22 protein-coding genes and 1 pseudogene are annotated in these 26,423 nt (G+C 69.3%); 12 read left to right on the top strand and 11 right to left on the bottom strand.

Going from position 1 to position 26,423, the window contains the following annotated elements; genetic code table 11:
* Positions 1-5 precede the first annotated feature (5 nt).
* Both Ate02nite_RS49720 and Ate02nite_RS17135 read left to right on the top strand, forming a co-directional pair.
* Positions 6-2,087 (top strand): DUF6596 domain-containing protein, encoded by a 2,082-nt coding sequence (locus Ate02nite_RS49720; protein ID WP_307873283.1) that lies wholly within the window; start codon positions 6-8, stop codon positions 2,085-2,087.
* 10 nt (positions 2,088-2,097) lie between these two features.
* Entirely contained in the window at positions 2,098-2,499 is a 402-nt protein-coding gene (locus Ate02nite_RS17135; protein WP_239147474.1) for a pyrophosphohydrolase domain-containing protein, read from the top strand.
* Positions 2,500-3,078: 579 nt separating this feature from the next.
* On the opposite strand, the gene Ate02nite_RS17130 is transcribed toward Ate02nite_RS17135, so the two are convergent.
* Both Ate02nite_RS17130 and Ate02nite_RS17125 read right to left on the bottom strand, forming a co-directional pair.
* Positions 3,079-4,428, bottom strand: coding sequence for a benzoate/H(+) symporter BenE family transporter (locus Ate02nite_RS17130; RefSeq protein ID WP_239147473.1), 1,350 nt, complete (start codon positions 4,426-4,428; stop codon positions 3,079-3,081).
* 101 nt (positions 4,429-4,529) lie between these two features.
* Positions 4,530-6,521, bottom strand: a complete 1,992-nt coding sequence (locus Ate02nite_RS17125) for an ArnT family glycosyltransferase (protein ID WP_239147472.1) — start codon at positions 6,519-6,521, stop codon at positions 4,530-4,532.
* On the opposite strand from Ate02nite_RS17125, the gene Ate02nite_RS17120 reads away from it, so the two are divergent.
* The 4 genes from Ate02nite_RS17120 (at position 6,520) to Ate02nite_RS17105 (ending at position 11,055) form a co-directional block, all read left to right on the top strand.
* Positions 6,520-6,825: a hypothetical protein gene (locus Ate02nite_RS17120; protein WP_203806522.1), complete on the top strand. Its 306-nt coding sequence runs from the start codon at positions 6,520-6,522 to the stop codon at positions 6,823-6,825. The genes Ate02nite_RS17125 and Ate02nite_RS17120 overlap by 2 nt on opposite strands.
* Positions 6,826-6,893: 68 nt before the next feature.
* Complete coding sequence (gene pgi / locus Ate02nite_RS17115) at positions 6,894-8,525, top strand: glucose-6-phosphate isomerase (protein WP_203806520.1); 1,632 nt, start codon at positions 6,894-6,896, stop codon at positions 8,523-8,525.
* Positions 8,526-8,557: 32 nt separating this feature from the next.
* Positions 8,558-9,637 carry a winged helix DNA-binding domain-containing protein gene (locus Ate02nite_RS17110; RefSeq protein ID WP_203806518.1) on the top strand — a complete coding sequence of 360 codons (1,080 nt, stop codon included), beginning with the start codon at positions 8,558-8,560 and terminating at the stop codon, positions 9,635-9,637.
* A gap of 65 nt (positions 9,638-9,702) precedes the next feature.
* Positions 9,703-11,055, top strand: coding sequence for a carbohydrate-binding protein (locus Ate02nite_RS17105; RefSeq protein ID WP_203806515.1), 1,353 nt, complete (start codon positions 9,703-9,705; stop codon positions 11,053-11,055).
* Between the two features lie 109 nt (positions 11,056-11,164).
* Here the strand turns inward: Ate02nite_RS17105 and Ate02nite_RS17100 are convergent, their stop codons facing one another.
* Positions 11,165-12,118 carry an FAD-dependent oxidoreductase gene (locus Ate02nite_RS17100; protein ID WP_203806513.1) on the bottom strand — a complete coding sequence of 318 codons (954 nt, stop codon included), beginning with the start codon at positions 12,116-12,118 and terminating at the stop codon, positions 11,165-11,167.
* A gap of 318 nt (positions 12,119-12,436) precedes the next feature.
* Here Ate02nite_RS17100 and Ate02nite_RS17095 point away from each other — a divergent pair, with 318 nt between their 5' ends.
* Positions 12,437-13,354, top strand: coding sequence for an SCO2521 family protein (locus tag Ate02nite_RS17095; protein ID WP_239147471.1), 918 nt, complete (start codon positions 12,437-12,439; stop codon positions 13,352-13,354).
* Between the two features lie 32 nt (positions 13,355-13,386).
* Positions 13,387-14,358 carry a hypothetical protein gene (locus tag Ate02nite_RS17090; RefSeq protein WP_239147470.1) on the top strand — a complete coding sequence of 324 codons (972 nt, stop codon included), beginning with the start codon at positions 13,387-13,389 and terminating at the stop codon, positions 14,356-14,358.
* Here Ate02nite_RS17090 and Ate02nite_RS17085 read toward each other — a convergent pair.
* Genes Ate02nite_RS17085 through Ate02nite_RS17070 form a run of 4 tightly spaced genes read right to left on the bottom strand, consistent with a single transcriptional unit; the run spans position 14,343 to position 18,894 of the window.
* Positions 14,343-15,302: an SCO2522 family protein gene (locus Ate02nite_RS17085; protein ID WP_203806509.1), complete on the bottom strand. Its 960-nt coding sequence runs from the start codon at positions 15,300-15,302 to the stop codon at positions 14,343-14,345. The two genes, Ate02nite_RS17090 and Ate02nite_RS17085, sit on opposite strands and share 16 nt — an antisense overlap.
* On the bottom strand, positions 15,299-16,216 hold the full coding sequence (locus tag Ate02nite_RS17080) for an SCO2523 family variant P-loop protein (protein ID WP_203806508.1): 918 nt from the start codon (positions 16,214-16,216) through the stop codon (positions 15,299-15,301). The genes Ate02nite_RS17085 and Ate02nite_RS17080 overlap by 4 nt, the downstream gene beginning before the upstream one ends.
* Before the next feature lie 7 nt (positions 16,217-16,223).
* Positions 16,224-18,065, bottom strand: coding sequence for an SCO2524 family protein (locus Ate02nite_RS17075; protein WP_203806506.1), 1,842 nt, complete (start codon positions 18,063-18,065; stop codon positions 16,224-16,226).
* A 49-nt stretch (positions 18,066-18,114) separates the two neighbouring features.
* Positions 18,115-18,894 (bottom strand): SCO2525 family SAM-dependent methyltransferase, encoded by a 780-nt coding sequence (locus tag Ate02nite_RS17070; protein ID WP_203806504.1) that lies wholly within the window; start codon positions 18,892-18,894, stop codon positions 18,115-18,117.
* Positions 18,895-19,405: 511 nt separating this feature from the next.
* Between Ate02nite_RS17070 and Ate02nite_RS17065 the strand changes: the two genes are divergently transcribed.
* Positions 19,406-19,972 carry a DUF4352 domain-containing protein gene (locus Ate02nite_RS17065; RefSeq protein ID WP_203806502.1) on the top strand — a complete coding sequence of 189 codons (567 nt, stop codon included), beginning with the start codon at positions 19,406-19,408 and terminating at the stop codon, positions 19,970-19,972.
* A gap of 16 nt (positions 19,973-19,988) precedes the next feature.
* Here the strand turns inward: Ate02nite_RS17065 and Ate02nite_RS17060 are convergent, their stop codons facing one another.
* Entirely contained in the window at positions 19,989-20,732 is a 744-nt protein-coding gene (locus Ate02nite_RS17060; protein ID WP_203806500.1) for a DUF6879 family protein, read from the bottom strand.
* Between the two features lie 138 nt (positions 20,733-20,870).
* Here Ate02nite_RS17060 and Ate02nite_RS49830 point away from each other — a divergent pair.
* Positions 20,871-20,984, top strand: a pseudogene (locus tag Ate02nite_RS49830) (hypothetical protein); the annotation flags it as partial.
* A 203-nt stretch (positions 20,985-21,187) separates the two neighbouring features.
* A complete protein-coding gene (locus Ate02nite_RS17055) occupies positions 21,188-22,036 on the top strand; it encodes an RNA-guided endonuclease TnpB family protein (RefSeq protein ID WP_239147469.1) in 849 nt (282 codons plus the stop codon).
* A 94-nt stretch (positions 22,037-22,130) separates the two neighbouring features.
* Here the strand turns inward: Ate02nite_RS17055 and Ate02nite_RS17050 are convergent, their stop codons facing one another.
* On the bottom strand, positions 22,131-22,745 hold the full coding sequence (locus tag Ate02nite_RS17050; RefSeq protein WP_203806496.1) for an FMN reductase: 615 nt from the start codon (positions 22,743-22,745) through the stop codon (positions 22,131-22,133).
* Positions 22,742-23,845, bottom strand: a complete 1,104-nt coding sequence (locus tag Ate02nite_RS17045; RefSeq protein ID WP_203806494.1) for an LLM class flavin-dependent oxidoreductase — start codon at positions 23,843-23,845, stop codon at positions 22,742-22,744. Before Ate02nite_RS17045 ends, Ate02nite_RS17050 begins: the two co-directional genes overlap by 4 nt.
* 493 nt (positions 23,846-24,338) lie before the next feature.
* Between Ate02nite_RS17045 and Ate02nite_RS17040 the strand changes: the two genes are divergently transcribed.
* Positions 24,339-25,910: a pectate lyase family protein gene (locus Ate02nite_RS17040; RefSeq protein ID WP_203806492.1), complete on the top strand. Its 1,572-nt coding sequence runs from the start codon at positions 24,339-24,341 to the stop codon at positions 25,908-25,910.
* Positions 25,911-25,950: 40 nt separating this feature from the next.
* Here the strand turns inward: Ate02nite_RS17040 and Ate02nite_RS17035 are convergent, their stop codons facing one another.
* On the bottom strand, positions 25,951-26,361 hold the full coding sequence (locus tag Ate02nite_RS17035) for a hypothetical protein (RefSeq protein WP_203806490.1): 411 nt from the start codon (positions 26,359-26,361) through the stop codon (positions 25,951-25,953).
* Positions 26,362-26,423: the final 62 nt, after the last annotated feature.

Genomic DNA, 26,423 nt, shown 5'->3' with positions numbered 1-26,423 from the left:
CCGCCATGTCCGACGTCCACCGCACGATCGACGCGGTGTGGAAGCTGGAGTCGGCCCGCATAATCGGCGGGCTGGCCCGGCTGGTCCACGACGTCGGCCTGGCCGAGGAACTGGCCCAGGACGCACTGGTCGCGGCGCTGGAGCAGTGGCCGGCCGCGGGCGTCCCCGACAACCCCGGCGCCTGGCTGACCACGGTCGCCCGGCGCCGGGCGGTCGACCACATCCGCCGCTCCCGCACGGTTCCGTTACCACTCACTGAGCCTTCAGCTCCGGAACAGGACGACGTCCTCCGGCTGATCTTCGTGTGCTGCCATCCGGTCCTGCCCGCCGCCGCCCGGATCGCGCTGACCCTGCGCCTGGTCGCCGGCCTCAGCAACGCGGAGATCGCCCGAGCGTTCCTGCTGGACGAGCCGCGGGTGACCCGGCGCATCGCCGCCGCCAAGCAGACCCTGGCCGACGAGGGCGCCGGCTTCACCCGCCCCGACGCCGAGGCGCTGGCCGGCCGCCTGTCGTCGGTGCTGGAGGTGCTCTACCTGGTCTTCAACGAGGGCTACGCGGCCACGGCCGGCGACGACCTGATCCGCGGCGACCTCTGCCGGGAGGCCCTGCGCCTGGGCCGCATGCTGGCCGAACTGGTCCCCGCCGAACCCGAGGTGCACGGCCTGGTAGCCCTGATGGAACTGCAGACGTCCCGCTCCGCGGCCCGCATCGGCCCGGCCGGCGAGTTGGTACAGCTGCAGGACCAGAACCGCGGCCGCTGGGATCCGTTGCTGATCCGACGCGGCTTCGCCGCTCTGCTACGAGCGCGAGAAACCGGCAAACCCCCCGGCCCGTACGTCCTACAGGCCGCGATCGCCGTCTGCCACGCCCAGGCCCCCACGGCCGCCGAGACCGACTGGCCGCGCATAGCCAAGCTGTACGACGCCCTGGCCCAGCTGCAGCCCAGCCCGGTGATCCGCCTGAACCGGGCAGTGGCCGTGGGTATGGCCTACGGCCCCGAGTTCGGCTTGACCGAGGCAGACGCCCTGCTGGCCGACCCCGCCCTGCGCGACTACCACTTGCTGCCCGGAGTCCGAGGCGACCTGCTGGCCCGCCTGGGCCGCCCGGCTGAGGCCCGCCGCGAGTTCGAACGCGCCCTGACCCTGACCCGCAACGGCCCCGAACAGCAGTTCCTGCAACGCCGAGCCACCGAGATGACCGCCCTGCTAGCCACCGCCCCGCCCTCCGAGCCCGCAGCCGACCCACACAGCCCCGCAGCGCCCGACCCGGCCACCGCTCCCAGCTCGCCGGGATCCGGCGCGCTGCCGCCCGGCTCGCCACCGGCCGGCGCGGGCGACGGGGGAAGCGCTGATGGGGTGGACGGCCCGGCGGGGCGGGTGGGGACTGTGGATCCGGCGGCGACGCTCGGGGTGGTCGCCGGCGCGTTTCTCGGGCGGGCGGACCTGGACGTGGCGACGGTGCGGTCCTATCGGCAGACCGTCACCCGGCTGCGGCGGGCGCTCGGCGACAGCCTGCCGCTCGGCCTGCTCACCGCGGAGACCGTGGCCACGGTGTTCGCCACCGCGTGGGGGAGTGCCGCCCCGAAGACGTGGAACCGGCATCGCGCCACCCTTCGTTCGTTCGGCGCGTGGTGCGGCCGGTCCGATCTCGCGACCGGGCTGGCCCGCCGGGCCGAGGTAGTCTCGCCGGTCGCACCGCTGCCGGCTGCCGACCTGGCCACGCTGTTCGGCGACGGCAGGCAGGCGCTGCGCGAGCGCACCCTCTGGTGCCTGCTGCACGAGTCGTCGGCCGCGGTGACCGCGGTCCTGGCCCTCGATGTCGAAGGTCTGGATCTCGACGATCGACGCGCGCGGGTGGGCGGCCGTTGGGTGGCCTGGCGTTCCGGAACCGCCCGCCTGTTGCCGGAGCTGATCGCCGGTCGTACCTCGGGCCCGCTCTTCCTCACCGATCGCCGCCCAGCCCCCGGCGCGCCGGGCGACCGGTGCCCGCACACCGGGCGTGGCCGCCTCTCCTATGAGCGGGCCGAATACCTTTTCAAGCGAGCCACCGGCCATACGCTGCGACAGTTGCGGCCGACGGACCGATAGGGTGCCGGGCGTGAGTGAGTCGCCGTGGCGGATGGTCCGTGAGTTCCATGAGGTCTTCGGCCTCGCCCACCCCGACCGTCCCACCCCGATCCCGCCCGAACTGGCCGCCGTTCGCCAGCGACTGCTAGAGGAAGAGGCGAGCGAGGTAGGGGAGGCGGCCGAGGCGGCGCAGCGCGACCCGTCCCCGGCCCGGCTGGCCCACCTGGCCTGCGAACTGGCCGACGTCGTCTACGTCGCCTACGGCACTGCGATCAGCCACGGCATCGATCTGGACGCGGTGATCGCCGAGGTCCACCGAGCCAACATGAGCAAGCTGGGCAGCGACGGCCGCCCGCTGCTCCGCGAAGACGGCAAGGTCCAGAAGGGCCCGAACTTCCGCCCACCCGACGTAACCGCCCTCTTCACCAGCTGACGCCGGCCGTCGCCCGACCTCACCGGCCTCCTCGCGGCTGGCGCCGGCCTGGCGCCGGCCCCGGCCGATGTCACCGGGCTCCTCGCGGTTGACGCCGGCCCCCGCCGACGTCATCGCGCTTCTCGCCGGCTGACGCTGGCCCGCCCGGCGTCGCCGCCGCGCCATTTCCGGTGCTGGTGCGTCCGACGTCCCGCATAGTGGCAGTCGCTCCCGAAACCTGAGCTGGGCGTCCGCATCGTGGCGGCTGTCCTGCTCGGTGGGAAGCCCTCCCACGCCGTGGGAGCAGAAACCCGACATGCCGTTCATATCACCCCAGGCGCGATGGAGCCTGCGGCGAACTTGTCGAGCTGGAGCAACCAGCGGGGTGTCAAATCGCCAGGATCTGCGGGAAGTGGTGCTGGAGCCTCGGCAATCACCGCCTGGTGCCGTCGCTCTCGCGTGCTCACCGGTTAAGCCGCGTCCGGCGGCCGCGATGTGCTTCGAACGATGCTGGCCCAGCGGCAAGGCGCCCGCCACGACTGCGATGACCCGCCTGGTGAGCGACCTCTACGGCAGTGGTGAGCCGGCTCCTGGGCGCCTTTACCGCTGCGATGGGCCGGCTGCTGGTGGGCCGGCCTCTGCGGCGGGTCTTGGCGTGGCCGTTGGCGGGGTAGCCGCTGCAGGCTCAGCGGGCGCGGAGACGGATGCAGGCGCGGAGGCGGGGGCGGCGGCGGACGTGGGAGCGGGGGCGGGCCCGGGGGTGGGGGTGGTTTTGGGTGGGTGGGGGCGGAAGGCGCTGGTGGCGGCGGCGGTTAGGAGGCCGGCCAGCAGGCCCCAGAAGGCGGAACCTACGCCCAGGAACTTCACTCCGGAGGCGGTGGCCAAGAAGGTCACTACGGCGGCCTCGCGCCAGCGGTCGTTGGTCAGGGCGGAGGTCAGGGACGAGCCGATGGTGCCCAGCAGGCCGATGCCGGCTATGGCCAGGACCAAGGCTGCCGGCAGCGCCGTTAGCAGGGAGCTCACCGTGGCGCCCAGGGCGCCCACCACCAGGTAGAAAAGGCCGGCCCAGACGCCGGCCAAATAACGCCGGCGGGGGTCGGGGTGGGCGGCTGGGCCGGTGCAGATGGCGGCGGTGATGGCGGCCAGGTTCAGGCCGAAGGCGCCGAACGGGGCCAGCAGCAGGTTGGTCGCGCCGGTCCAGGTGATCAAGGGGGAGACCGGGACCTGGTAGCCGTCGTTGCGCAGGACCGCTACGCCGGGGAGGTTCTGGGAGGCCATGGTTACCACGAACAGGGGGAGGGCTATGCCGATCGCGGCCTGTACCGAGAACGTGGGGGCGGTGAAGATCGGTTTGGCCAGGGCCAGGTTGATCTCGCTGGCGTGCAGGGAGTGGGTGATGGCGGCTACCGCGGTGCCGGCGGCCAGGGCGGCCAGCACGGCGTAGCGGGGGAGGAAGCGGCGGCACAGCAGGTATGTGCTGAACATGGTCAGGACCAGGGCCAGGCTGTTCTGCATCGAGGCGAACAAGCCGATGCCGAACTGGACCAGTACGCCGGCCAGCAGGGCCGCGGTCAGCGACAGCGGGACGCGGTTCATGATGCGGGCGAACCAGCCCGTCATGCCGGACAGGGTGATCAGGGCCGCGGAGATCAGGAAGGCGCCGGTGGCCTCGCGGAGGGTGACCCCGTCCAGGCCCGTCGCCAGCAGCGCGGCGCCAGGGGTGGACCACGCGGTGATGATCGGGGCCCGGTACCGCAGGGACAGGCCGATGCAGGTCAGGCCCATGCCGACGCCCAGCGCCAGCATCCACGATGCCAGCTCGGCGTCGTTGGCGCCGGCCGCTCGGGCGGCGCTGAAGACGATCGCCGCCGAGCTGGTCACGCCGACGATCGTGGCCAGCAGGCCGGCGGTCACGGCGGAGAGCGGGGCGACGCGGGTCAGAACGTTCATGTAAGGCGCGATGCTAACCGAGACGCCGGCAGCGCCACGAAGGGTGCGGGAAAGCAGAAGCCCCGCGCCACGAGGGCGCGGGGCTTCCGGTGCGGGGCAGATCAGCTGGATGCTGCCTGCGTCAGGTCGTAGACGGTGGTGCTGCCTACCGTGGTGGCTGTGTAGTGGGCGGCCACCCAGGTGGCGATCTGGGAGGCGTCGGTGGTCGACCCGCCCGTTCCGCCGCCGCCCATGCCGCTGCCACTGGCGATGTAGTAGTTGATCTGGCCGGCCGCTACGTAGGCCTCGAACTGGGCCAGCGTGGGGCTTGGGTCGCTGCCGTTCCAGCCGCCCAGGGCGATCACCGAGGTGCCGCTGTCCAGTTCCAACTCGGCGGCTGAGGTGGCGCCGCTGATTGCCGCCGACCACTTGGTGGTGCTGGCCTCCAGCAGGGCGGTCAGCTCGCTGTTGCTGCTCTGGCCCTCGCCGCCCATGCCGCCGCCACCGGGGGCACCCTGGGTTGTCGAGTCGGAGTCGGTCGAAGTCGAGCTGGATGATTCAGTGGAGGACGACGAGTCACCCGCGCTTCCCGTCGGCCCGCCGGTGCGGTTGGCCGCCCCGCCACGCGTACCCCCCATGCCTGAGGATTGGCCGGACGGCCCGGAGGTCGGAATCGAACCCGTGTGGGCCACCGAAGCGGTCGATGCGGCGTAGGCCGCGCCGGAGGCGCCGGCCGAGAGAATCGCGGCGACCAGCGCGACCACCGCGAAACCGCGCAGCTTGGCGCCGGGCAGGAGAAGGACCAGGGCGAGTACGACGCCCAGCACCAGCGACGCCCAGCGCAGAGCGGGCAGCCAGTCGGCCCGGCCCATCAGCACCGAACCCCAGATCGCGGTGGCCATCAGCATGCCGGCCAGCAGGGCCCGGGCCCAGATCTTGGTGCGGTAGAGCCAGAGCACCCGGCCGCCGATGGCGACCACCGCGGCGATCGAGGGGGCCAGCGCGATGGTGTAGTAGGGGTGGATGGTGCCGCTCATGTAGGAGAACGTGATGCCGGTGACCAGCAGCCAGCCGCCCCACATGATCATCGCGGCGCGGGCCCGGTCGGTGCGCGGCGCGGTCCAGGTCAGCGCCAGCACCGCGATCAGCGCGATCAGCGCGGCGGGCAGCAGCCAGGAGATCTCGGTGCCCATCGAGCTGCCGAACAGCCGGCCGATGCCGGTGGCGCCGCCGAAGCCGGTGTTCTGGCTGCCGCCGCCCCCGCCGCCGTTGCCGCTGCCGCCGAAGATCCGGCCCAGGCCGTTGTAACCGAGGGCGAGTTCCCACAGCGAGTTGTTCGTGGAGCCGGCGATGAACGGCCGCGAGCCGGCCGGCCAGAGCGAGACCAGGGCGACGTACCAACCGGCCGAGACGATCAAGGCCAGACCCGCGATGAGCAGGTCGCGGATCCGCTTGCCGAGGCCGGTCGGCGCGGCGATCAGATAGACCAGGGCGAAGGCGGGCAGGACCAGGAAGGCCTGCATCATCTTGGTGAGAAAACCAAATCCCAGGAGTACGCCGGTCAGCGCCAGCCATTTCCAGGAGGCTTTCTCGACGGCCCGGACGGTGGTGTACGCGCCGGCGGTCATCAGCAGCACGAGCAGGGCGTCGGGGTTGTCGTAGCGGAACATCAGCACCGCGACCGGAGTCAGCGCGAGCGCGGCCCCGGCGAGCAGGCCGGCGTTCTGGCCGAACCAGCGCTTCACGGTCGCGTAGAGCAGGTAGACGCTGGCCACGCCCATCAGCGCCTGCGGGGCGAGGATCGACCAGCTGTTCACGCCGAAGATCCGGGCGGACAGGCCCATGATCCACATGGCGGCGGGTGGTTTGTCGACGGTGATGGCGTTACCGGCGTCGAGCGAGCCGAACAGCCAGGCCTTCCAGCTCTGCGCGCCGGCCTGGGCGGCCGCCGCGTAGAAGCTGTTGCCCCAGCCGGAGGCGCTCAGGTCCCACAGGTAGAGGACGGCGGTGGCGGCGAGCAGGACCAGGACGGGCCATCGTCGCGCGCGGCGTGCAGGTGGCGGTGTATCTGGCCGGGGATCGGCCGCCCGCGGGCGTTCCATCAAGGTCGTCATGAGTCACAACGTTGTCCTCGGCGGCTACGTCCGCTCTGTGGCGCTGCTGTGCGGTGTCTATGAGCGGAAGGTTCCGAAGCCGTCGAGCGGCTCGGTGATCTGCGCGGTGGCGTGTTTCACGTTGGGACGAATCGCCTCGGTGCTGGAAGATCGGCTGCTCGCGAAAGGTGCCGACCGGGTGATTGCGGTGCTCGCCACCCAGGTCGCGATGGGCTGTTTCCGGGCCGCGCAACGCCTCGCCGGGCCCGATCCCGATGCGCTCATGCCGACCATGCGACGGTTGGCCGGCCTAGTGGTGAACTGATCGGTGGTCCGCTCCGTTTCATGCCAGGATGAGGACGAGAGTCCGGGTTCGAGCGAGAGACAAGGCCAATGAGCGAACACGTTTCCGACAGCGCCGAGTGGCAGGTTCTCCAGGGGCACGCCGAGAAGTTCTCCGCGGTGCATCTGCGCGACCTGTTCGGCAGCGAACCGGGGCGCGGCGAGCGCCTCACCGCTACCGTCGCCGACCTGACCGTGGACTACAGCAAAAACTTGATCACCGAAGAGGTGGTTACCGCTCTGCTGGCGCTGGCCTCGCGCGCCAAGCTCAGCGAGCGGATCGCGGCGATGTTCGCCGGCGAGCACATCAACGTCACCGAGGACCGGGCGGTGCTGCACACCGCGCTGCGCCTGCCGCGCGACGCCACGCTCGTGGTGGACGGCCAGGACGTGGTCGCCGACGTGCACGAGGTGCTCGACCGGATGGGCGCGTTCAGCGACAAGGTGCGCTCGGGTGCCTGGACCGGGCACACCGGCCAGCGCATCAAGACCGTGGTGAACATCGGCATCGGCGGGTCCGACCTCGGTCCCGTGATGGCCTATGAGGCGCTCAAGGCGTACAAGTCGCCCGAGATCGAGTGCCGGTTCATCTCGAACATCGACCCCACCGATCTGTACGAGAAGACCCACGACCTCGACCCGGCGACGACCCTGTTCGTCATCGTGTCGAAGACGTTCGGCACCCAGGAGACGCTGACCAACGCCACCGAGGCCCGCAACTGGCTGCTCGCCGCCGACGGGTTCGACGACTCGGCCGTGGCCAAGCACTTCGTCGCGGTCAGCACCAACGCGTCCCGGGTGGCCGACTTCGGCATCGACACCGCCAACATGTTCGGCTTCTGGGACTGGGTGGGCGGGCGTTACTCGCTGCCGTCCGCGGTCGGCCTGTCGGTCATGATCGCGGTCGGCAAGGAGCAGTTCGCCGACCTGCTCGCCGGTTACCACACCGTCGACGAGCACTTCCGCACCCAGCCGCTCGAGTCGAACGTGCCGGCCCTGCTGGGCCTGATCAACGTCTGGTACGACACGTTCCTCGGTGCCCAGTCGCACGCGATCCTGCCCTACTCGCAGTACCTGCACCGCTTCGCCGCCTACCTCCAGCAGTTGACGATGGAGAGCAACGGCAAGTCGGTGCGGCTGGACGGCTCGCCGACTGGCTTCCAGACCGGCGAGGTCTACTGGGGTGAGCCCGGCACCAACGGGCAGCACGCCTTCTACCAGCTGATCCACCAGGGCACCAAGCTGATCCCGGCCGACTTCATCGGGTTCTCCCAGCCCAACCACGACATCGGCGGCATGCACGACCTGTTCATGTCGAACTTCTACGCGCAGACCGGCGCGCTGGCCTTCGGCAAGACGCTCGACCAGGTCAAGGCCGAGGGCAGCAGCGACACGGTCGCGCCGCACCGGGTCATGCAGGGCAACCACCCGACCACCACGATCGTCGCGCCGAAGCTGACGCCGGCCGTGCTCGGGCAGCTGATCGCCCTCTACGAGCACATCACCTTCACCCAGGGCACGATCTGGGAGATCAACTCCTTCGACCAGTGGGGGGTCGAGCTGGGCAAGGTCATGGCCAACCAGCTCGCGCCGAAGCTGACCTCGGCGTCCGCCCCGGCCGACGATGACGACTCGTCGACCAACAACCTGATCAAGTTGTACCGGGCCGGTCGCGGCCGCTGATTTTTGTCGTACCCCGGGCCTAGGGTCGTCCCATGGATGCACGGACGGCCCTGGGCCTGCGACTGACCAGCCTGCTGCTGCGCGGTGGCGGGCCGGCCACGGTCGAGGGCATCGCGTCGTGGTTCGGCGCCATGCAGGCGCAAGACGTCAACAGCGTCCTGTGGTCGCTGGGCGCCCGGCTGCCGGGTTGGTCGCTGGCCGAGGTCAACGCGGCGCTGGAAGACCGTTCGGTGCTACGCACCTGGCCGATGCGGGGCACGGTCCACCTCGTCCCGGCCCGCGACGCACATTGGATGCTCGACGTCATGGGCTCGCGGTCGCTCACCGGCGTGGCGAAACGCTGGGAATATCTCGGCCTCGACCGGCCGACCGTCGAGAAGGCGGCCGAGCTGCTCGGCGCCGCCCTGGCGGGCGATCGCCGCCTGACGCGAGCCGAGTGCCTGGCCGCGCTCACCGACGGCGGCATCGACGTGGCCGGGCAGCGGAGCTACCACCTGCTTTGGTACGCGGCACAGATCGGCGTCACGGCCATCGCCCCACACGTGGGCAAGGAGCAGACGTTCGTGCTCCTGGATTCGTGGGTGCCCGACCCGTTCCGTCCGTCGCGTGCGGAAGCGCTCGGGTTGATCGCCCTGCGGTTCTTCCAGAGTCACGGCCCGGCGACGCGGAAGGACTTCGCCGGCTGGACCGGCTTGCCGATGTCCGACGTCAAGATCGGCCTGGGCGAGGCGGGCAAGGCGTTGCTGACGGTCGACGTGGACGGTGTGGAGATGATCGTCGCGGCTGAGGCACTGGAGAACCCCGCAGATCAGTCGTGGCTGGCGTTGCCGGGGTTTGACGAATACATGCTCGGCTACAAGGACCGGTCGCTGATGGCGTCGCCGGCCGACCTGGCGGCGATCATCCCGGGCAACAACGGGGTGTTCCAGTCGACGCTGGTGCGGGGCGGGCGGGTGGTCGCGACCTGGAAGCGGGTCATCGGGCCGAAGGGGGTGACAGTCACCGTCCGGCCACTGATCGACTTCACTGCCACCGATCATCGCCGGGCCGCGAAAGCACTCGAACCGTTCGCCGCGTTCCTCGAGCTTCCGCTCACTGTTAAGAACCCTTGATATTTACGAATGTGAACGCCACTATGTGAGTGTCGCGGGTCACGTTCGATCTCAAGGGGGCTGCCATGGGCGTCCGTCGTCGGGTGTTAGCGCTGGTCGCAGGGGTGGCGGTGGCGGCCGGGGCGATGGCTGTCGTTGTCGCCGGAGGGGGCACGTCGTTCGCGGCGGTGGTCTGCTCCGGGACGGTGTGGACCGAGGGGCCCACCTACACGGTGGGGCAGCAGGTCACCTACAACGCGCACCTCTATCAGGCGCTGGTCACGCACACCGCCTATGCGGGAGCGGGCTGGAACCCGGCCGCGACGCCGTCGCTGTGGAAGGACCTGGGCGCCTGCACCGGCGGCACCACGACCCCGCCCACGACCACGCCGACTACTCGGCCCACCACGACGCCGCCGACCACTCCACCCACCACGACGCCCACGACTCCGCCGACGACCTCGCCGACCGTGTCGCCGACCGGCTCCACCTGCGCGGTCAAGTCGCGGCCGGCCGGGAAGGTGCTGCAGGGTTACTGGGAGAACTGGGACGGCGCCTCCAACGGCGTACACCCCGGGTTGGGTTGGATTCCGATCAATGACAGCCGGATCAAGCAGCACGGTTACAACGTGCTGGCGGCGGCCTTCCCGGTGATCCGGTCGGACGGCACGGTGCTCTGGGAGAACGGCATGGACGCCGGCGTCAAGGTCTCCACCCCGGCCGAGATGTGCGCGGCCAAGGCGGCCGGCAGCACCATCCTGATGTCGATCGGCGGCGCCGCGGCCGGCATCGACCTGAGCTCCAGCGCGGTCGCCGACCGGTTCGTGGCGACCATCGTGCCGATCCTCAAGCAGTACAACTTCGACGGCATCGACATCGACATCGAGACCGGCCTGACCGGCAGCGGCAGCATCACCACCCTGTCGGCCTCGCAGGCCAACCTGATCCGGATCATCGACGGGGTGCTGGCCGCGATGCCGTCCAACTTCGGCCTGACGATGGCGCCGGAGACCGCGTACGTGACCGGCGGCAGCGTCACCTACGGCTCGATCTGGGGCTCCTACCTGCCGATCATCAAGAAGTACGCGGACAACGGCCGGCTGTGGTGGCTCAACATGCAGTACTACAACGGCTCGATGTACGGCTGCGCCGGCGACTCGTACTCGGCCGGCACGGTGCAGGGCTTCACCGTCCAGACCCAGTGCCTGAACAACGGCCTGACGATCCAGGGCACCACCATCAAGGTGCCGTACGACAAGCAGGTCCCGGGCCTGCCCGCCCAGTCCGGCGCGGGCGGCGGCTACATGACCCCCGCACTGGTCTCCCAGGCGTACAACGGCGTCAGCGCCATCAAGGGCGTGATGACCTGGTCGATCAACTGGGACGGCTCCAAGTCCTGGACCTTCGGCGACAACGTGAAGTCCCTGCAGGGCCGCTGAGCCGCGCCGCCGCCTCCTCCGAGTCCCCCTCCGCGGGTGAGCGGCGGCGCCGTCCCGGCCGGGTCCACCTTCCACCGACCCGGCCGGGTTCGGCTCTTATCGGTCTTCGCTAGCGGCCGAGCAGGCCCAGCACGATCGCCGTCACGTCGTCGGCGCAGCCCCAGGAGAGGCTCACGCCGGCTCCGCTGTGGCCGTAGTTGTGCACGATGTACCGGCCGTCGATCTCCTCGAGTTCCAGGCGGATCTTCGGGCGGGACGGCCGGATCCCGCCGCGGTGCCCGAGTACCTCGGCCGTCCGGATCTCGGGGAAGATGTCGCCGCAGCGCGCCTGGATCGCCGTCGCCACCGCGGGATCGGGGGCCGGGTCGGCCACCCCGGGCTCGGCGCTGCCGCCCAGCAGCAGCACGTCGCCCTGCGGCAGTAGATAGATCATCTCGCCCAGCTCGGGAGTGTGCTCGGCGAAGAACTCGGCCATCCCGGGGTTGCGTATCTCGACCAGCTGGCCGCGGATCGGGACGACCTCGGGGTCGGGCACCAGGTCGTGGGCTCCGGCGCCACTGCAGTTGATCACGATAGGGGCGTTGGCCTCGGCGAGGGCGCTCAGGTGCGCGCCGAACTCGAACTCGCCGCCCAGCTCCCGCACGAGGAGTTCGAGCTGGGCCAGGTAGGGCGGCATGTCGATGATCGGAGCGCGGTAGTGCCAGCCGTGCACGAACCCGGGCGGTAGTTCGGCGAGTGTGCACTCGCGGTAGCCGGGTAGCTCGCGGGCCCAGTCGGGGGTCTCCATCGGATCGCGCGAGGCCTCCACCCCGTTGACCATCCGCACGCCGGGGAAGCCCTCCTCGGTCAGCCGGGCGAAGACCTCGTAGCTTCGTGCCGCCCAGACGCCGACCCGCGGATGTTCCGCGTAGATCGGGTCCCAGATCGCGCCGGCCGCGGCCGAGTTGGTGCGGCCGGGTGCGTCCTCGGCCCGGATCCGGACACGCAGGCCCTGCTGGGCCAGTTGAAACCCGGTGGTCAGGCCGGACACGCCGGCGCCGACGATGAGAACATCAGAGGGCACCCTCCTGACGCTAACGGTGATCGATGCCTGAACGTACGGTCTGAGGAAAATCTACGGCGACTGAAGACAATGGCGTTCCCGCCTTGTCGGGTGTCCAGCCGGGATGGTAGGAACTATGACTCATCGTCCTCGATTGATCACTCACGGTGTTGCAATCCGCCGACCTTTGAGTTCCAATCGAACGGCTGGCGTCATGCGGCCCGGGACGCGCCGCTGGGGAGGCAATGGTCATCGCTGATCCTGATACGTCAGGCGGTCCTCCCCGGGTTCCCGTGGCCGTCGAGGATGGGGGGCCTTGACGTGCTCATCGTTGGTGAGGTGCAAACCGGACTGCTGCGCGGGGGCGGTCCGGTGAGCGGCGATATCGCCAGCACCCTGGTGGACCTGGTGGCCGGTGAACCGGTCCGGGTCTCCGAGCGACCCCGCTCCCACGTGCGCGCCCCCGACAAACCGGTCGGTGTCGACTGCCCGCTCGGCCTGCCCGGACCGACCCGGCAGGTGCGCGGCATCGGCACGGTCTGGCAGCGGGCGGCGATCGTCGACGGGCACGTCGTGCAGGGCTCGGCGTACGCGACAGTGGTCCGGGCCGAGGGCAGCAACCGCCGGCCCTGGTCGCACTACCTGTCCCGGCCCGGCGTGGTGGAGAGCGTGGGGCGCACCCGGTGGAACGAGCTGGCCGAGGCCCTGGCGATGCCGCAGCGCGCGCCCGAGTCGCTCGATCTGGGTGGCATCGCCCGCCAGGCCGCCGACCGGGTGCAGCGCAACTCCCGCGGCGGCCGCCCGGCCCTGCGCGCCGCCCGCACCGGGCTGCGCTGGGTGGTGCTTGTCGAGCCGTGCGATCCGAGTCCGTGCCGGGTTCGCTTCTCGGTGCACGGTGACGAGTTGCGGGTGCTCAGCTTCACCGCGGCCGAGGCCGACCCGTCCCGGCTGGCCACCGTCGCCGAGGACCTGGCCCTGCACGACTGGCTGATCACCGCCCTGCTGGAGATCACCCGCAAGGCCGCGATCGGGGTGCTGCCCCGCGAGGAGGTCATCACCCGGCTGCTGCCGGCCATCGATTACCTGCTGCACCTGTGGCTGCCCCGGATGGCCGACGACGAGCTGGCCCGGGCACTGTGGCGGGTGCTGGAGAGCCGGGTCGGCTTCAGCCGGCAGTGGGACCTGCTGGTCCACCGGATCCGGGACCAGTTGTCGGCCGGGGCCGTGGCCGCCCTGTCGGCGGCGATCCGGCAGTGAGCGGCGAAGCGGTCGTGAGCGGCGGTGTCGACGTGAGTAACGAGCCCCGGCCCACGCAGCTGCGGGAGTCGTCAAGCGTCATCCGCACCGCGATGGTCACGGTCGCCAGTGGTGGCGTGACCTTCCTGATCACCAACGGTCTCCGTCAGGACGCCGGCATCTCCATCATGCTGTCCATCCTGATCGGCGGCATCGCGCTGATGGTGCGGTTCCTGGTCGACTTCGAGAAGCGGCTGCTGGCCGTGGAGAAGCTGGAGAAGGACGGGATGGCCGACGTCAAACGGCTCATCGGCGACGCCTTCTCCGAGATCAGCGAGGCGACCGCGCTGTTCGGCCTGATCGAGGCGTCGGCCCTGCAGACCGACCTGGTCACCCAGCTGGTCCGCAACTCGACGCAGATCTCGCCGAACTCGCCGCCGATCGTCTACCAGTTCGCCCAGGCGAAGATCAAGGAGATGTCGGAGTTCCTGAAGCAGCTCGCCGAGGGCGGCACCACCACGTACTACGGCGAGGACCGGGACTGGCTGCTCGGGCTGACCAAGACCGCCACCAAGAGCATCGACGCGATCAGCATGGCCGCCGTCGACCACGATCTCTGGGAGAGCGAAATCGGTCAGCGCTACCTGGACGCGCAGCGCCGCGCGGCCGGCGACGGCAAACGGGTGCGGCGCATCTTCGTGCTCGACGACCCGGAGATGGCCGACGACCCGAGGCTGCGCCAGGTGTACGAGGAACAGAGCGGCATGAAGATCCGGGTGCGGCTGCTCGACTGGGCCAAGGTGCTGACCCCGCTGCGGGTCCAGGTGCGCGACCTGATCATCTTCGACGAGATCCTGGCGTACGAGACGATGCCGACCACCGGTGACCCGAGACGGGCCCAGGTGGCCGAGACCCGGCTGGTCCTCACCAGCTCCCGGGTGCGGGAGTACGCCGATCTGTTCGAGGAGCTGTGGGAGGCCTCCAGCGAGCTGCACCCGGTGCAGGACGGTCAGAGGAAGGCGTAGGAGATCCGGCCCACCGGCTCGGTCGGCAACTCCATGCCCTCACCCCGGGCCCGGCCGCACACCTGACCGTCCACCGCGGGGTCGATCCAGACCTGACCCAGGATCGTCCGCACGGCCAACTCGATCGGCAGGAAGCGGCTGTCCAGCGGGGTGAAGGTGCGGTAGGCGCGCAGTGCCGCGGCCCGCGGGTTGAGCTGCACGATGGCCGGCATCTCGTCCCAGTCGTCGGACAGCTCGGCCACCGGCACCGCGACCGGCTCGGCGACCGGCCGGCCGAGATGCCGCACCAGGCCGAGCCGCTGCAGCTGCCAGACCGCCGCCAGGAACGGGCACGACCACAACCTGTCTTCGGCCGGGCCGCTCCACAGCTCGATGTCCACGAAGATCGAATGATTTTGCACAGCACTCTGCCGGGGCGGTTTCCACCGGGCCGGGCCGGACATCGCCGCCGCGGCCGCCGCCGGTGAGCGCTCGCCGTTGCTGAGCCAGCCCGACTCCTGGGCCGGCGGCCGGCCGCCGTTGACGCCCTCGACCGGCTCGTGCACCAGATGCTCCTGCACCAGGGTCGCCACGTCGACGTCGCCGGCCCGGGCACAGCCCGACTCCCGCGCCACGTAGTCGATCTGCAGGCCGGAGGCGTCGGCCGCCGCGATCAGCGACGCGACCACCTCGGGCGGGCTGGAGAAGCGGGTGAAATAGTCGTCGATCAGGAAGCAGGTGCTGATCCGCGGAGTGCGGCGCGGCCCGAGCAGCCCGGCGGTCTGGTCGACGGCCGCCCGCGCCCACGGGGCCACCCGCCGGAAGTGTTCCCGCAACCGGCTCTCGCCGGCCCGGAAGTCGTCCATGTAGAGATGACCGAGCTCGACGGACAGGTGGGACAGGGCGACCGACTGGACGACCGGGGAGGCACTCTCCTCGGTGAACAGATCGTCGGCTGTCGTCACAGGCCCTCCCACGCGTCCACGTCGACGATCTTCTTGGCCAGATCTTCGAAGGCGTTGACGGTGCGCTCGTTGGCGGTGCGGTGCAGCCACACGTCGTCGTTGGTGAGCAGCTGCTCCTGCCATTGCAGCACCGGGTCGAGCGGGATGATGCCGAGCAGCTTGACCTGGCCCACCTTGTTGGTGACGGCCAGGTCCTTCAGCCGCATGTTGCACACGTCCAGCCAGACCAGCTGCTCGGGACGCAGTGCGGCCTGGTCGGAGGCGGCCGGGTCGAGCACCGCCGTGCGGACGAAGCGGACCTTTTCCGCCAGCTCGGCACGCTTGTGGCCGTGGGCCGTGCCGATGTCGAGGATGCCCCGGGCGCCGTGCACCAGGCTGCCGGCCGCGACGATGTGCTGCCTGGTCCACCGGTGGAACACCACCCAGCGAGCCTCGACGTCGGCCAGCTCGGGACGGGCGGTCGCCTCCAGGACGATCTCGGTGGCGTACGACCGGCCGGCGCTCAGGTCGACAAGCACCACGTCGTACTCCTCGTCGGCCCGGACCAGTAGCTCGACGCAGCGCTGGACGATCCCGGGGGTGGACGGGAACTCGCCGCGCCCGCGGTCGCTGGGCACCAGCGTCAACCGGCCCACCCCGGCGGGCCGGTTGCGCAACGACTCCCGCTGGGTCTCGGCCCACACGTTGATCCGGCGAGGCTCGGGGATGGCGCCCGCGAGGTAGCTGTGCAGCCCGTCGCCGTCGGAGCCGGCCTGCACGTCGGACAGATCGAAGATCGCACCGGCCGTCGGCGAGCCGAAGTCGAAGTCGAGATAGCAGGCGTCCTTGCCCTGCAGGGCCTGCCGGTAGACGAGATTGCTGCTGGTCACCGAGCGGCCGGTGCCGCCCTTGTCGGAGGTCGCGAAGATGATCATCTGCGGCTCACCCGATGTCGGCGCGACGAGCGGCGGCCAGCCGGTCCAGTTTGCGCAGAACTTCCTCGGCCACCGCTACCGCCACACCCGGGCGTTCCCGATAGACCGCCCGGGCTCGTTTCAGCTCGGCGCCGACCCGCTCCAGGTCGACCCGCAGCGCCTCGCCCCGGATGGCGATGCCGCTGAGCAGCTCACGGTCGTACAGATGGTCGGCCTCGTTGAGCAGGTCGGCCGCGATCTGCAGCAGCAACTCGCTGCGCAGCGGCGGTTCGTTGATCACGTTGGCCGCGTTGACCAGGCAGTCGACCACCCGCTTGGTGTAGTACCAGGAAACCTGGCTGCCGCCGTTCGGCAGGTAGGCGTAGGCGCCCGCGGCCCAGTCCCACAGGCCGTGGTCGTCGCCGTGCCGGATCACCCGGATGCTCAGGTGCTGCCAGATCGAGTCGGACAGCTCGAGCATGCGGCTGCGGGTCGGCCCGTCGGTGGTCATGCTGGCCAGGTTGAGCGTGCGCTTGAACAGCGTGGGGGAGATGTCGGCGACCGTCCACTGCAGGCCCGGCCCGCCCAGCGCGTCGCTGCCCTCCAGCGGGAAGTGCAGGCCGGGGAAGTGCACGCCGACGGCCGTCTCCGGCTCGGTCGAGCGGCGGGTGATCCGGCTGCGGTTGGCCAGCTCCTCCAGCACGTCGGCAACCCGGCGCAGGTTGGCGTTGGTGGCGCGGACGGCCAGCATGCTCTGCATGACCATGCCGCTGATCAGCAGGCTGAAGTAGTCGAACTCGATGCCGTCGGTGGCCCGCCAGGGCAGGTCTTCCAGCGGCCAGCGGCCGGAACCGAAGGTGGCGATGGTCGTCCAGTAGGAGCGGGTGAGCTCGAAACGCAGCTGCAGCGACTGTGCGAGACGGGCCTGCTCCGGGTCGAGCAGGCCGAGCAGCCGGGTGCGCTCGGACGACAGTGCCTGGATGGCGTCGAGAGCGACGGTGGTGAAGTAGAGATAGGGCGCGTTCTGCGCCACGCCGTCGCGCTGCTCACCCACCTCGGCCGAGGTCTCGATCTTAGGAGCGTCGCGCACCACGCCCCACGACCAGCCGCACTCGAACAACCGGTTCGGGTTGTCCAGCTCGCTGCCCTCGGACGCACCGGAACCGATCGTGACGTCGTCCCGCAGTCGGGCGTTGATCTCCCGCAGAGCCAGGCGCAGCTCGTCGACGACCACGTGGGTGGCCCGGCGCTCCTGGTTCACCGTGCGCACCAGTTCCTGGCCGAACGGGCTGTCGGCGGTGAACACGTTGACCGTGAAGCTGCGCAGCAGACCGGCCATCGCGGCGGTCAGCCGCCGGTTGGCCATCTGCTCGACCTCTTCGACCTGTCGCAGCAGTGCCGCCCGGGTGACCACCTGGCGGAACACCTTGGTGAAGCCGATGATCGCCAGGGTCAGCGTCACCGAGATGGAGAACGAGTCGACCACGTCCATGTCGAGCTGTTCCTGCTCGACCTTGTCGCCGCCCTGCTCCGGGCTGAAATATGTGCCGCCGGAGAAGATCGGGGTGATTTTGTCGGCCGCGGTGTAGCGGTGCAGGTAGTCGTAGAGCGCGCGGAGCAGCCGCTGCGGGATCTGCAGGTTGTCGCCGAGCGGCCGGAGCGCCTCGAGCACGTCGTCGGTGACCGTGTCGGGCTGGTCGAGGCGGAACAGCGGGATCTCGGTGGCCGGCGCCATGATGCAGAGAAGTTGCTCGGCGTCGCTGATCGAGTTGCTGCCGCCGAGGCCGCCCGGCACCCACCCGTCGCGATAGGAGACTCGGGCCGTGGCCCGCCAGATGTCCAGCAGCTGTTGGCGTGGCTTGATCTGCATCGGCTACCCGTCCGTGGGTCTGCGTTGTCAGGTCAGGCGGAGAAGGCGATTACCTCTTCCGGCCGGTTGCCACCATCATCCCGCAGTAGCCGTCCCGGAGGTCGTCGCTCTCCACAGTTTCAATTTCCACCCTGCGCGCAACCGGGGCAAGGGCCTCGCGAAGGTCTTCCTCGCTCACCGAGCACGCCGGGAACCGCGTGCCGGCGACGAAGTAGCCGGAAGAGTTACGCATGAACGCGGCGGCGAAGGGTGCGCCGGGCACCAGGGACTCGACGAAAAGCCGGGTCGCGCGGCGGAACTCGTCGTCCCGGGTGGTGATCGACTCGGCCACGAAGAACATCGTGCCCAGGTGGTACTGGTTCGGCTTGAGGTCGAAGACGTTGCCCTTGACCACCTCGGCCCGGTCGGCGAGCACGTCGAACGGGCTGCTGATCCGGTCGTAGGTCTCGCGGGTCGTTGAGATCTCTTTCCAGAACCGGCCCCAGGACTCCTGCGGCTTCGGTAGGGTTCGCTCCAACCAGACCCGGTTGGAGTACGCCCGTTCGTAGAGGGTCACCCGACTGGCGTACGGCAACATGGTCAGCGCGGGGTAAAGATTGGTGCCGGCGCCGACGTCGATCGCGTGCCCGATGAACTTCTCCGGCAGGCTGGCTTTGAAGAAGTCGGCAATGATCTTGATGATCGCGGTGTCGTCCCAGCGCAGAGCGCCGTAGTTGTGCTCGAAGTAAGCCCGTGAGTCGAAGTCGTCCCAGTCGACGTCCTCGTTACCGATCGGATCGGCGACGAGGTGGTCAGCCAGCGCCGCCGCGCGTGGGTCTTCGTCGAGCACAGGTATCCTCCGCCTCTCGGGGACTCTATCGGTCACTGGCCGAGGTGCGGGAGGCGCGCGAAATCGGCTGGTTCACTCAGGGTAACCCTCAGCCGAGACATGGCGCACCAATCCGAATGCTCGCGGCGTGACGGATGCACATTAGGGCATCCCCTTTGTACTTAGCGATACGCCTAGCGAGTGTCGTCGGATTGGAATCTTGAAGTTTTTCACCCGTAACTTTTCCGGCCGACGACCTGCTTGCGCCGGGGATATTTGCCGCAGCAACCTTACGGTGCGGCCCGGGACCCTCGGTGCTTCCATCGGAGCAGACCGGGGCAACGTTCGCCGAGAGTAACTCTCTGTCCGAGGGTGACACCATCCTGCTATCGAGCGGTGCCCGTGGTTCGCGCGGCAAGATGTCGCTTTCGAGTCGAAGTTATGACGACGGTGATCTGATGTGGCCGATCATCCGATCAACGTCGGCCACTCGGACCATGCGCGAGATCATCAATGGTCGTTATGTGCTCACATGGCCTACCACCCGACGATGTCGTCGTCACCGTCCGTGAGTCCCGCGCACGCGCGTCACCGGCGGCGACGAGGCGGGATCATCGCCGCGACCGCGGTGCTGGTCGTGCTGGGCGGGGGAGCGGTCGCCTGGTTCGCCATCGGGCGCGGCGGGAGCGACGGCGACGCGGCCGCGCCGGTCGTGCTCGGGTCGGCCGGGCGGGACGGGGTGTTCGCGTTCGTCGTGACCGAATTGAAGTGTGGCACCAAGACGGTCGGCACCGGGACCGCGGCGAGCACCGCGCAGGGGATCTACTGTCTGGTCGGTATCAAGGTGACCAACCGGACCGACACGCCGCGGACCTTTGACGGCAGTGCTCAGAAGGTTTTCGACGGCACCGGCACCGAGTACACGAGCGACACCAGCGCCGAGCGGCAGGCCAATCCGTTCAGCTGGACCGAGGCGATCGTTCCGAGTGAGACGGTCGCCGGGCGGCTGGTGTTCGACGTGCCGGCCGGCACCAAGCTCACCGAGATCGAACTGCACGAGACGCTGCTCTCGCCGGGCGTGCGGATGGCCCTGCGCTGAGGAGCCGGCTGGGCCGTCAGGGGTGGACGGCGCCCGACCACAGCTGCTCGAAGCGTTCCTGACGGCGCTTCACCAAGCGGGGGTCGGCCACCAGGGCCACGCTCGCGACCATCGGGATGATGCCGTCGTCGGTGACCCGGGCGGTGCGGAACTCGTAGCTGACCTTCTGGTCGAAGACCGTGAAGTCGTCGAGGACGGTCTGCCGGAAACCGGGGACGACCCGGGTCTGGACGCCGATCGCGCGGTGCGGTTCCAGCAGCGCGTCCAGCCGACGGGGGTCGGGGGTGCGGTCGGTCAGCAGGAACAGGCGGCGGATGCGCACGCCTCGGGCGATCGCGTCGCGCTGGCGTTCCAGGTATTGCCGGCCCAGGTCGCTCGACCAGAACTCGCCCTCGCCGTACGAGGCGATGGTGACCGCGTCGATGCCGGTCGCGGCGGTCTCGGTCAGGCCGAGCAGCCAGTCCGAGTCGCCGCGTTCGGCGCGCACGCCGTCGAGCAGCTGCCGGCCGGGGGCATCGGGGACGCCGCCCGCCGCGACCAGCCGGGTCACGTCCCGCCGGGACATCGTGGCCTGGCGGGCCAGCTCCAGGTGACGGGACGCCTCGGCGGCCTCGATCAGCAGCTGGGCGACCAGGGTGAACGCGCCGACCGCGACGGCGACGGCCAGGCGCCAGATCGAGCGCTGGTCACCGAGACCGGTGAACAGGTAGCTGAGACCGCCCACGGCGGCCGCGATGAGTAGCTTGAGTCCGACACGCACGGTGACCCCCCGGCGACGACATTGCGCTCCATCACAACGCAGTCACGTCGAGTGCGCAACGTTCGTGCACGATCAACCAAAAGGGGCAGTGCCTGATGGCGTTTCGGTAGTCCATAGTGGCGGCGTGAGTTCGAAGGAATGGGCAGCGGATGTCGGCCCGGCACTCAACGGAGACGGTCCGTTGTGAAGAGCGTCCAGGCGTACCGGTTCGCTCTGGATCTCACCCCGTCGCAGGAGCGTGACGTTTACGCCCACGCGGGTGCGGCCCGGTTCTCGCACAACTGGGCGCTGGCCAAGGTCAAGGCGGTGATGGACCAGCGGGCTGCCGAGCGAACGTACGGCATCCCTGCCGAACAACTCACCGCATTGGTCTCCTGGTCGCTGCCTGGGCTGCGCAAAGCCTGGAACCTCGCGAAGCCCCAAGTCGCGCCATGGTGGAGTGGGGTGTCCGGATCATGTCCGCGACCGTGCGCCGTGACGGCGGCCGTTGGCACGTGTCGTTCACCACCGAAGTCGAGCGCGTCGAGCGGATGCCTGCCCAGCCCGATTCCGTGGTGGGCGTGGACGTCGGGATCAAGCATCTCGCGGTGCTGTCCACCGGCCTACTCGTGCCGAATCCCAGCCACCTCGCCGCCGCGCGGAGCAGAATGCGCACTTTGAGCCGTGCGATGTCGCGGAAGACCGGCCCGGATAACCGAACTGGACGGCGGCCGTCGAAACGGTGGGAACGGGCCAGGGCCCGGCTCGCTCGTGCGCATGCTCAGGTGGCGAACCTGCGCCGCGACGGCCTGCACAAGCTCACTACCCGACTGACGGCTGAGCACGGCACGATCGTGGTCGAGGACCTTAACGTCACCGGCATGCTCGCCAACCGCCGGCTCGCGAGACACGTCGCCGATGCCGGCTTCGGCGAGATCCGCCGGCAACTCGCGTACAAAACTGTGTGGAACGGTGGCCGGCTGCTGGTGGCCGACCGTTGGTACCCGTCCTCGAAAACTTGCTCGGCATGTGGCGCGGTGAGAACCAAACTGGCCCTGTCCGAACGCGAATACCAGTGTCAGATGTGCGGTCTGCTCATCGACCGGGACCGCAACGCCGCCTTGAACCTGGCCGCGCTGGCGGCTGAGTTCGACACCGCCGGGAGTGGCCCGGTGGCAGCACGTGGAGCCGACCGGAAGACCCGCGCATGCGGGCAGGTGGCGTTGAAGCGTGAACCCGGCACGACACCAGTCGGTCAGACCGGGACCGTCCCACCGCAAGGCAGGACGACCGATCATGCGCTTACCAAAGCGCATTCAAGGTAACGGCGAGCCACCACTCACGCGAGAGTGGCGGCCCGGCCCGGTGTTGCACGGGGCCGGGCCAGGAGTGCCACGGGACTCTTCGATGCCCGTATTTTTATGGGTTTTTCAGTAGGTCCTCGAAGGAAACCGTGAGCGCGAAGGGGTCGGTGACCGACACCGGGTCGCGTCGTTCGATCTCGCGGGCGAGTTCGGCGGAGGCCCGGTCGACGCGCGTGCGCAGCATGCCGTCGGCCGAGTCGGCGCCCCAATCGTCGCTGGCTGCAAAGACCGACGTGGGGACCACCGCCGCCCGCAGGTAGGCGAAGAGCGGGCGGAGGGCGTGCTCGAGTGACAGGCTGTGCCGGGCGGTTCCGGCGGTCGCGGCGATCAGCGTCGGCTTGTCGGCCAGGGCGTCCTTGTCGAGTACGTCGAAGAAGGACTTGAACAGGCCGCTGTAGCTGGCGGTGAAGATCGGGGTGACCGCGATCAGGCCGTCGGCGGCCTCGACAGTGTCGAGAGCCTCCTTGAGCGCGGCCGGCGGGAAGCCGGTGAGCAGGTGGTTGGCGATGTCGTGGGCGAGGTCGCGCAGCTCGATGACCGTGACGGTGAGCTGGATGCCGCTCGTTGCGGCGGCCGCGACGGCGGCCGTGGCGAGCTGGTCGGCCAGAAGCCGGGTCGAGGACGGCTGGCTCAGGCCGGCGGAGACGACCGCCAGAGTGCGCTGGTTCATGCGTTGACCTCGTCCTTCTCGGAAGCGGCCGTCTTTGCCGCCAGCAGGGCGGCGTGGGTCGGGGCGTCCGGCACGTGGGCCGGCTTCAGGGCCGCGAACTCCTTGCGCAGCACCGGAACCACCTCACTGCCGAGCAGGTCCAGCTGCTCGAGCACGGTCTTCACCGGCAGGCCGGCGTGGTCCATCAGGAACAGCTGACGCTGGTAGTCGCCGACGTACTCGCGGAAGCCCAGCGTGCGGTCGATGACCTGCTGCGGCGAGCCGACGGTCAGCGGGGTCTCCCGGGTGAAGTCCTCGAGCGCCGGGCCGTGGCCGTAGACCGGGGCGTTGTCGAAGTACGGGCGGAACTCGTTCACCGCGTCCTGCGAGTTCTTGCGCATGAACACCTGGCCGCCGAGGCCGACGATGGCCTGGTCCGGCTGGCCGTGGCCGTAGTGCGCGAAGCGCTCCCGGTACAGCGCGATCATGCGCTGGGTGTGCGAGGCCGGCCAGAAGATGTGGTTGGCGAAGAAGCCGTCACCGTAGAAGGCGGCCTGCTCGGCGATCTCCGGCGAGCGGATCGAGCCGTGCCAGACGAACGGCGGGATCTCGTCGAGCGGTCGCGGCGTGCTCGTGAAGGACTGCAGCGGGGTGCGGAACTTGCCCTGCCAGTCGACGGTGTGCTCGCGCCACAGCTTGTGCAGCAGCGCGTAATTTTCGATGGCGAGCGGGATGCCGGCCCGGATATCCTTTCCGAACCACGGGTAGACGGGCCCGGTGTTACCCCGCCCCAGCGTCAGGTCAACGCGGCCGTCCGCGAGATGCTGGAGCATCGCGAAGTCCTCGGCGATCTTCACCGGGTCGTTCGTGGTGATCAGCGTGGTCGCGGTGCTGAGCTGCAGCGTGGAGGTCTGCGCCGCGATGTAGGCGAGTGTGGTCGTCGGTGAGGACGAGAAGAACGGCTCGTTGTGGTGCTCACCGAGCGCGAACACATCAAGCCCCACCTCCTCCGCGTGCTTCGCGATGGTGACGATGTTCTTGATCCGCTCGGCCTCGGTCGGGGTCTGCCCGGTGGTCGGGTCGGTGGTGATGTCGCTGACGCTGAAGATCCCGAACTGCATGACCCGCTCCCTCGGTGGTGCTTTCCCTTGCCCGCCACAACGTCGTTGCTTCCGCAACTATTTCAAATTCAAAGAACCTGCGCTGCGGCGCGCGTCACAGATTTGACGAAGATCGATAGGGTGCCTGCTCATGGGAGCGATCAAGCCGTGGCACCTGATGCTGTGCTGTGCACTCGTGGTCATCGTCATCGCGGTAATAGTCGGCATCATCATCGCCGCAACCCGAAAGAAGTAAGACAAAACCTTCCCAAGTACGCGTCACGGTAAGTCCCGTCGAGCGCCGGGCGGCCTGGTTGCAACACCGGGCCGCAGCGCCCCTCTCGCGCGAGGCGGTGGGCCGCGGTAGTGCCGCGAAATCGCTGGTTCATATCCCCGTAATACGGGCAAGCGCTTGCCTGCTCTATAGACACCTTCCTATCCTCGCTGAGGAAAGCGCTTTCCCCGAGCGCACGCGCGGCCGGGCGCGGTCTCCGAACCACGAGAGTAGGAAGACATGAAGCGATCAGTCGCTGTGCGCCTGTTGATCGCAGGTGGCACGGCTGCCATCGCCGGAGCGGTCGCGCTGGCCGCGCCGATGCTGGAGGCTTCCGCGGCCGCCGTCGGCAGTGCCACCGGGTATGCCAGTCAGAACGGCGGGACCACCGGGGGCAACGGCGGGACCACCGTGCGGGCCACCACCGGAACCGCGATCCACACCGCGCTGTGCAACCGGGCCAGCAGCAGCACCCCGATCACCATCGAGGTCGAGGGCACCATCAACCACGGCAACACCACCAAGGTGTCCGGCGACAGCTGTAACACCGCGGCCGACAAGATCGAGCTGAAGGAGATCAGCAACGTCACGATCATCGGGGTCGGTGGTGGGGCGATCTTCGACCAGCTGGGCATCCACATCCGGGACTCCAGCAACATCATCATCCAGAACGTGACCGTCCGGAACGTCAAGAAGTCCGGCTCGCCCACCTCCAACGGCGGCGACGCGATCGGCATGGAGAGCACCGTCCGCAACATCTGGGTCGACCACGTCAACCTGGAGGCATCGGGCGGCGAGGACGCCGGTTACGACGGCCTGTTCGACATGAAGGACAACACCCAGTACGTGACGCTGTCCTACAGCAAGCTCAGCAACTCCGGCCGCGGCGGTCTGATCGGCTCCAGCGAGACCGACACCACCAACGGTTACGTGACCTTCCACCACAACCTCTACACCAACATCGACTCCCGTACGCCGTTGCTGCGCGGCGGCATCGCGCACATCTACAACAACTCGTACGTGAGCCTCAACGAGTCCGGTATCAACTCCCGGGCCGGTGCGCGGGCCAAGGTGGAGAACAACTACTTCAAGAACTCGATGAACGTGCTCGGCACCTTCTACACCGACGCGGCCGGGTACTGGCAGGCCAGCGGCAACATCCTGGACAACGTGACCTGGTCGGCGGCCGACTCCGAGACCAACCCGGCCGGCCCGAGCATGCCGTCCAACACCACCGTGAGCATCCCCTACTCGTACAGCCTGGACACCGCCGCCTGCGTGCCGGCCCTGGTGGCCGCCACGGCCGGCGCGAACACCGGCATCAAGACCTCCAACGGCAGCTGCTCCTCGCAGAACCCGACGACGTCCCCGACCACCTCGACGCCGACCACGTCCCCGACGACCGCCCCGACGACCGCCCCGACCACCAGCCCCACCACCGCGCCCAGCGGGACCAACCTCAGCATCGGGGCCGGCGCCGACGGCTCCAGCAAGGCCAGTGGCACCAGCTACGGCAACGTGATCGACGCCAGCACCTCGACCTACTGGTCGCCGAGCAGCGCGACCGGTTACGTCTCGGTCAAGTGGAGCGCCGCCAAGTCGGTCTCCCGGATCATCATCCGCGAGGCGTCCGGCTCCAGCATCGCCTCCTGGCAGGTCAAGAACGCCGACACCGGCGCGGTCCTGAAGACCGGCAGCGGCACCCCCGGCACCATCAGCTTCACCAGCACCTCGCTCAAGAAGATCACTTTCGAGATCGTGAGCTCGTCCGGCACCCCGCGGATCTCCGAGTTCGAGACGTACGCGTCCTGAGAAGTGGTGGGGCCGTCGCGGCGCGGCGGCCCCACGCCTTTTACCCGGAGCGGGCGTGCGCGGCCCGCATCAGGGGCAGCACGTTCAGCGGCGTGAGATAGGGCTGCAGACGGCGTACGTAATGGGCCTGGGTCAAAATCGCGGCGCGCATCTCCAGCGGCGTGCGCGCGGTGCACGGCACCGTCGCCGGATGACCTAGCGCCGCGCTCACGACCAGGGCCGGAAGCTCGGCGGTCAGCCGGACCGGGCCCACGTCCCGGGCGACGTTCGTCGTCACCGTGTGGCCGGCCGGGTCGTACGTGATCGTGTAGGCGACTTCCGGACCCACATAGCAGACCTGGGTGGGGCCGGGGCTCGACGGGCCGATCAGGGCGTGTTCCGTCACCAGGAAGCGGAACGCTCGTATTACCTCGGGCTCGAAGGACCTAGCAGTGGAAACCTTGATCACCACGGTGACCCCCTGACGGAAGCCTCCCGACGGGCGGCGGCCCCACCGGGTTAGATCGACAAAAG

Source organism: Paractinoplanes tereljensis, from assembly GCF_016862435.1.
GTDB classification, from domain to species: Bacteria; Actinomycetota; Actinomycetes; order Mycobacteriales; family Micromonosporaceae; genus Actinoplanes; species Actinoplanes tereljensis.
This window is presented reverse-complemented; position numbering and strand designations above follow the sequence as displayed.

What these genes read in the sequence shown, in the direction of transcription:
- Ate02nite_RS17105 (WP_203806515.1), top strand. Translation starts at nt 9,703, where the DNA reads ATGGGCGTCCGTCGTCGGGTGTTAGCGCTGGTCGCAGGGGTGGCGGTG.
- Ate02nite_RS17120 (WP_203806522.1), top strand. Translation starts at nt 6,520, where the DNA reads ATGAGTCACAACGTTGTCCTCGGCGGCTACGTCCGCTCTGTGGCGCTG.
- Ate02nite_RS17110 (WP_203806518.1), top strand. Translation starts at nt 8,558, where the DNA reads ATGGATGCACGGACGGCCCTGGGCCTGCGACTGACCAGCCTGCTGCTG.
- Ate02nite_RS17125 (WP_239147472.1), bottom strand. Translation starts at nt 6,521, where the DNA reads ATGACGACCTTGATGGAACGCCCGCGGGCGGCCGATCCCCGGCCAGAT.
- Ate02nite_RS17080 (WP_203806508.1), bottom strand. Translation starts at nt 16,216, where the DNA reads ATGATCATCTTCGCGACCTCCGACAAGGGCGGCACCGGCCGCTCGGTG.
- Ate02nite_RS17045 (WP_203806494.1), bottom strand. Translation starts at nt 23,845, where the DNA reads ATGCAGTTCGGGATCTTCAGCGTCAGCGACATCACCACCGACCCGACC.
- Ate02nite_RS17040 (WP_203806492.1), top strand. Translation starts at nt 24,339, where the DNA reads ATGAAGCGATCAGTCGCTGTGCGCCTGTTGATCGCAGGTGGCACGGCT.
- Ate02nite_RS17050 (WP_203806496.1), bottom strand. Translation starts at nt 22,745, where the DNA reads ATGAACCAGCGCACTCTGGCGGTCGTCTCCGCCGGCCTGAGCCAGCCG.
- Ate02nite_RS49720 (WP_307873283.1), top strand. Translation starts at nt 6, where the DNA reads ATGTCCGACGTCCACCGCACGATCGACGCGGTGTGGAAGCTGGAGTCG.
- Ate02nite_RS17130 (WP_239147473.1), bottom strand. Translation starts at nt 4,428, where the DNA reads ATGAACGTTCTGACCCGCGTCGCCCCGCTCTCCGCCGTGACCGCCGGC.
- Ate02nite_RS17075 (WP_203806506.1), bottom strand. Translation starts at nt 18,065, where the DNA reads ATGCAGATCAAGCCACGCCAACAGCTGCTGGACATCTGGCGGGCCACG.
- Ate02nite_RS17055 (WP_239147469.1), top strand. Translation starts at nt 21,188, where the DNA reads ATGTCCGCGACCGTGCGCCGTGACGGCGGCCGTTGGCACGTGTCGTTC.
- pgi (WP_203806520.1), top strand. Translation starts at nt 6,894, where the DNA reads ATGAGCGAACACGTTTCCGACAGCGCCGAGTGGCAGGTTCTCCAGGGG.
- Ate02nite_RS17065 (WP_203806502.1), top strand. Translation starts at nt 19,406, where the DNA reads ATGGCCTACCACCCGACGATGTCGTCGTCACCGTCCGTGAGTCCCGCG.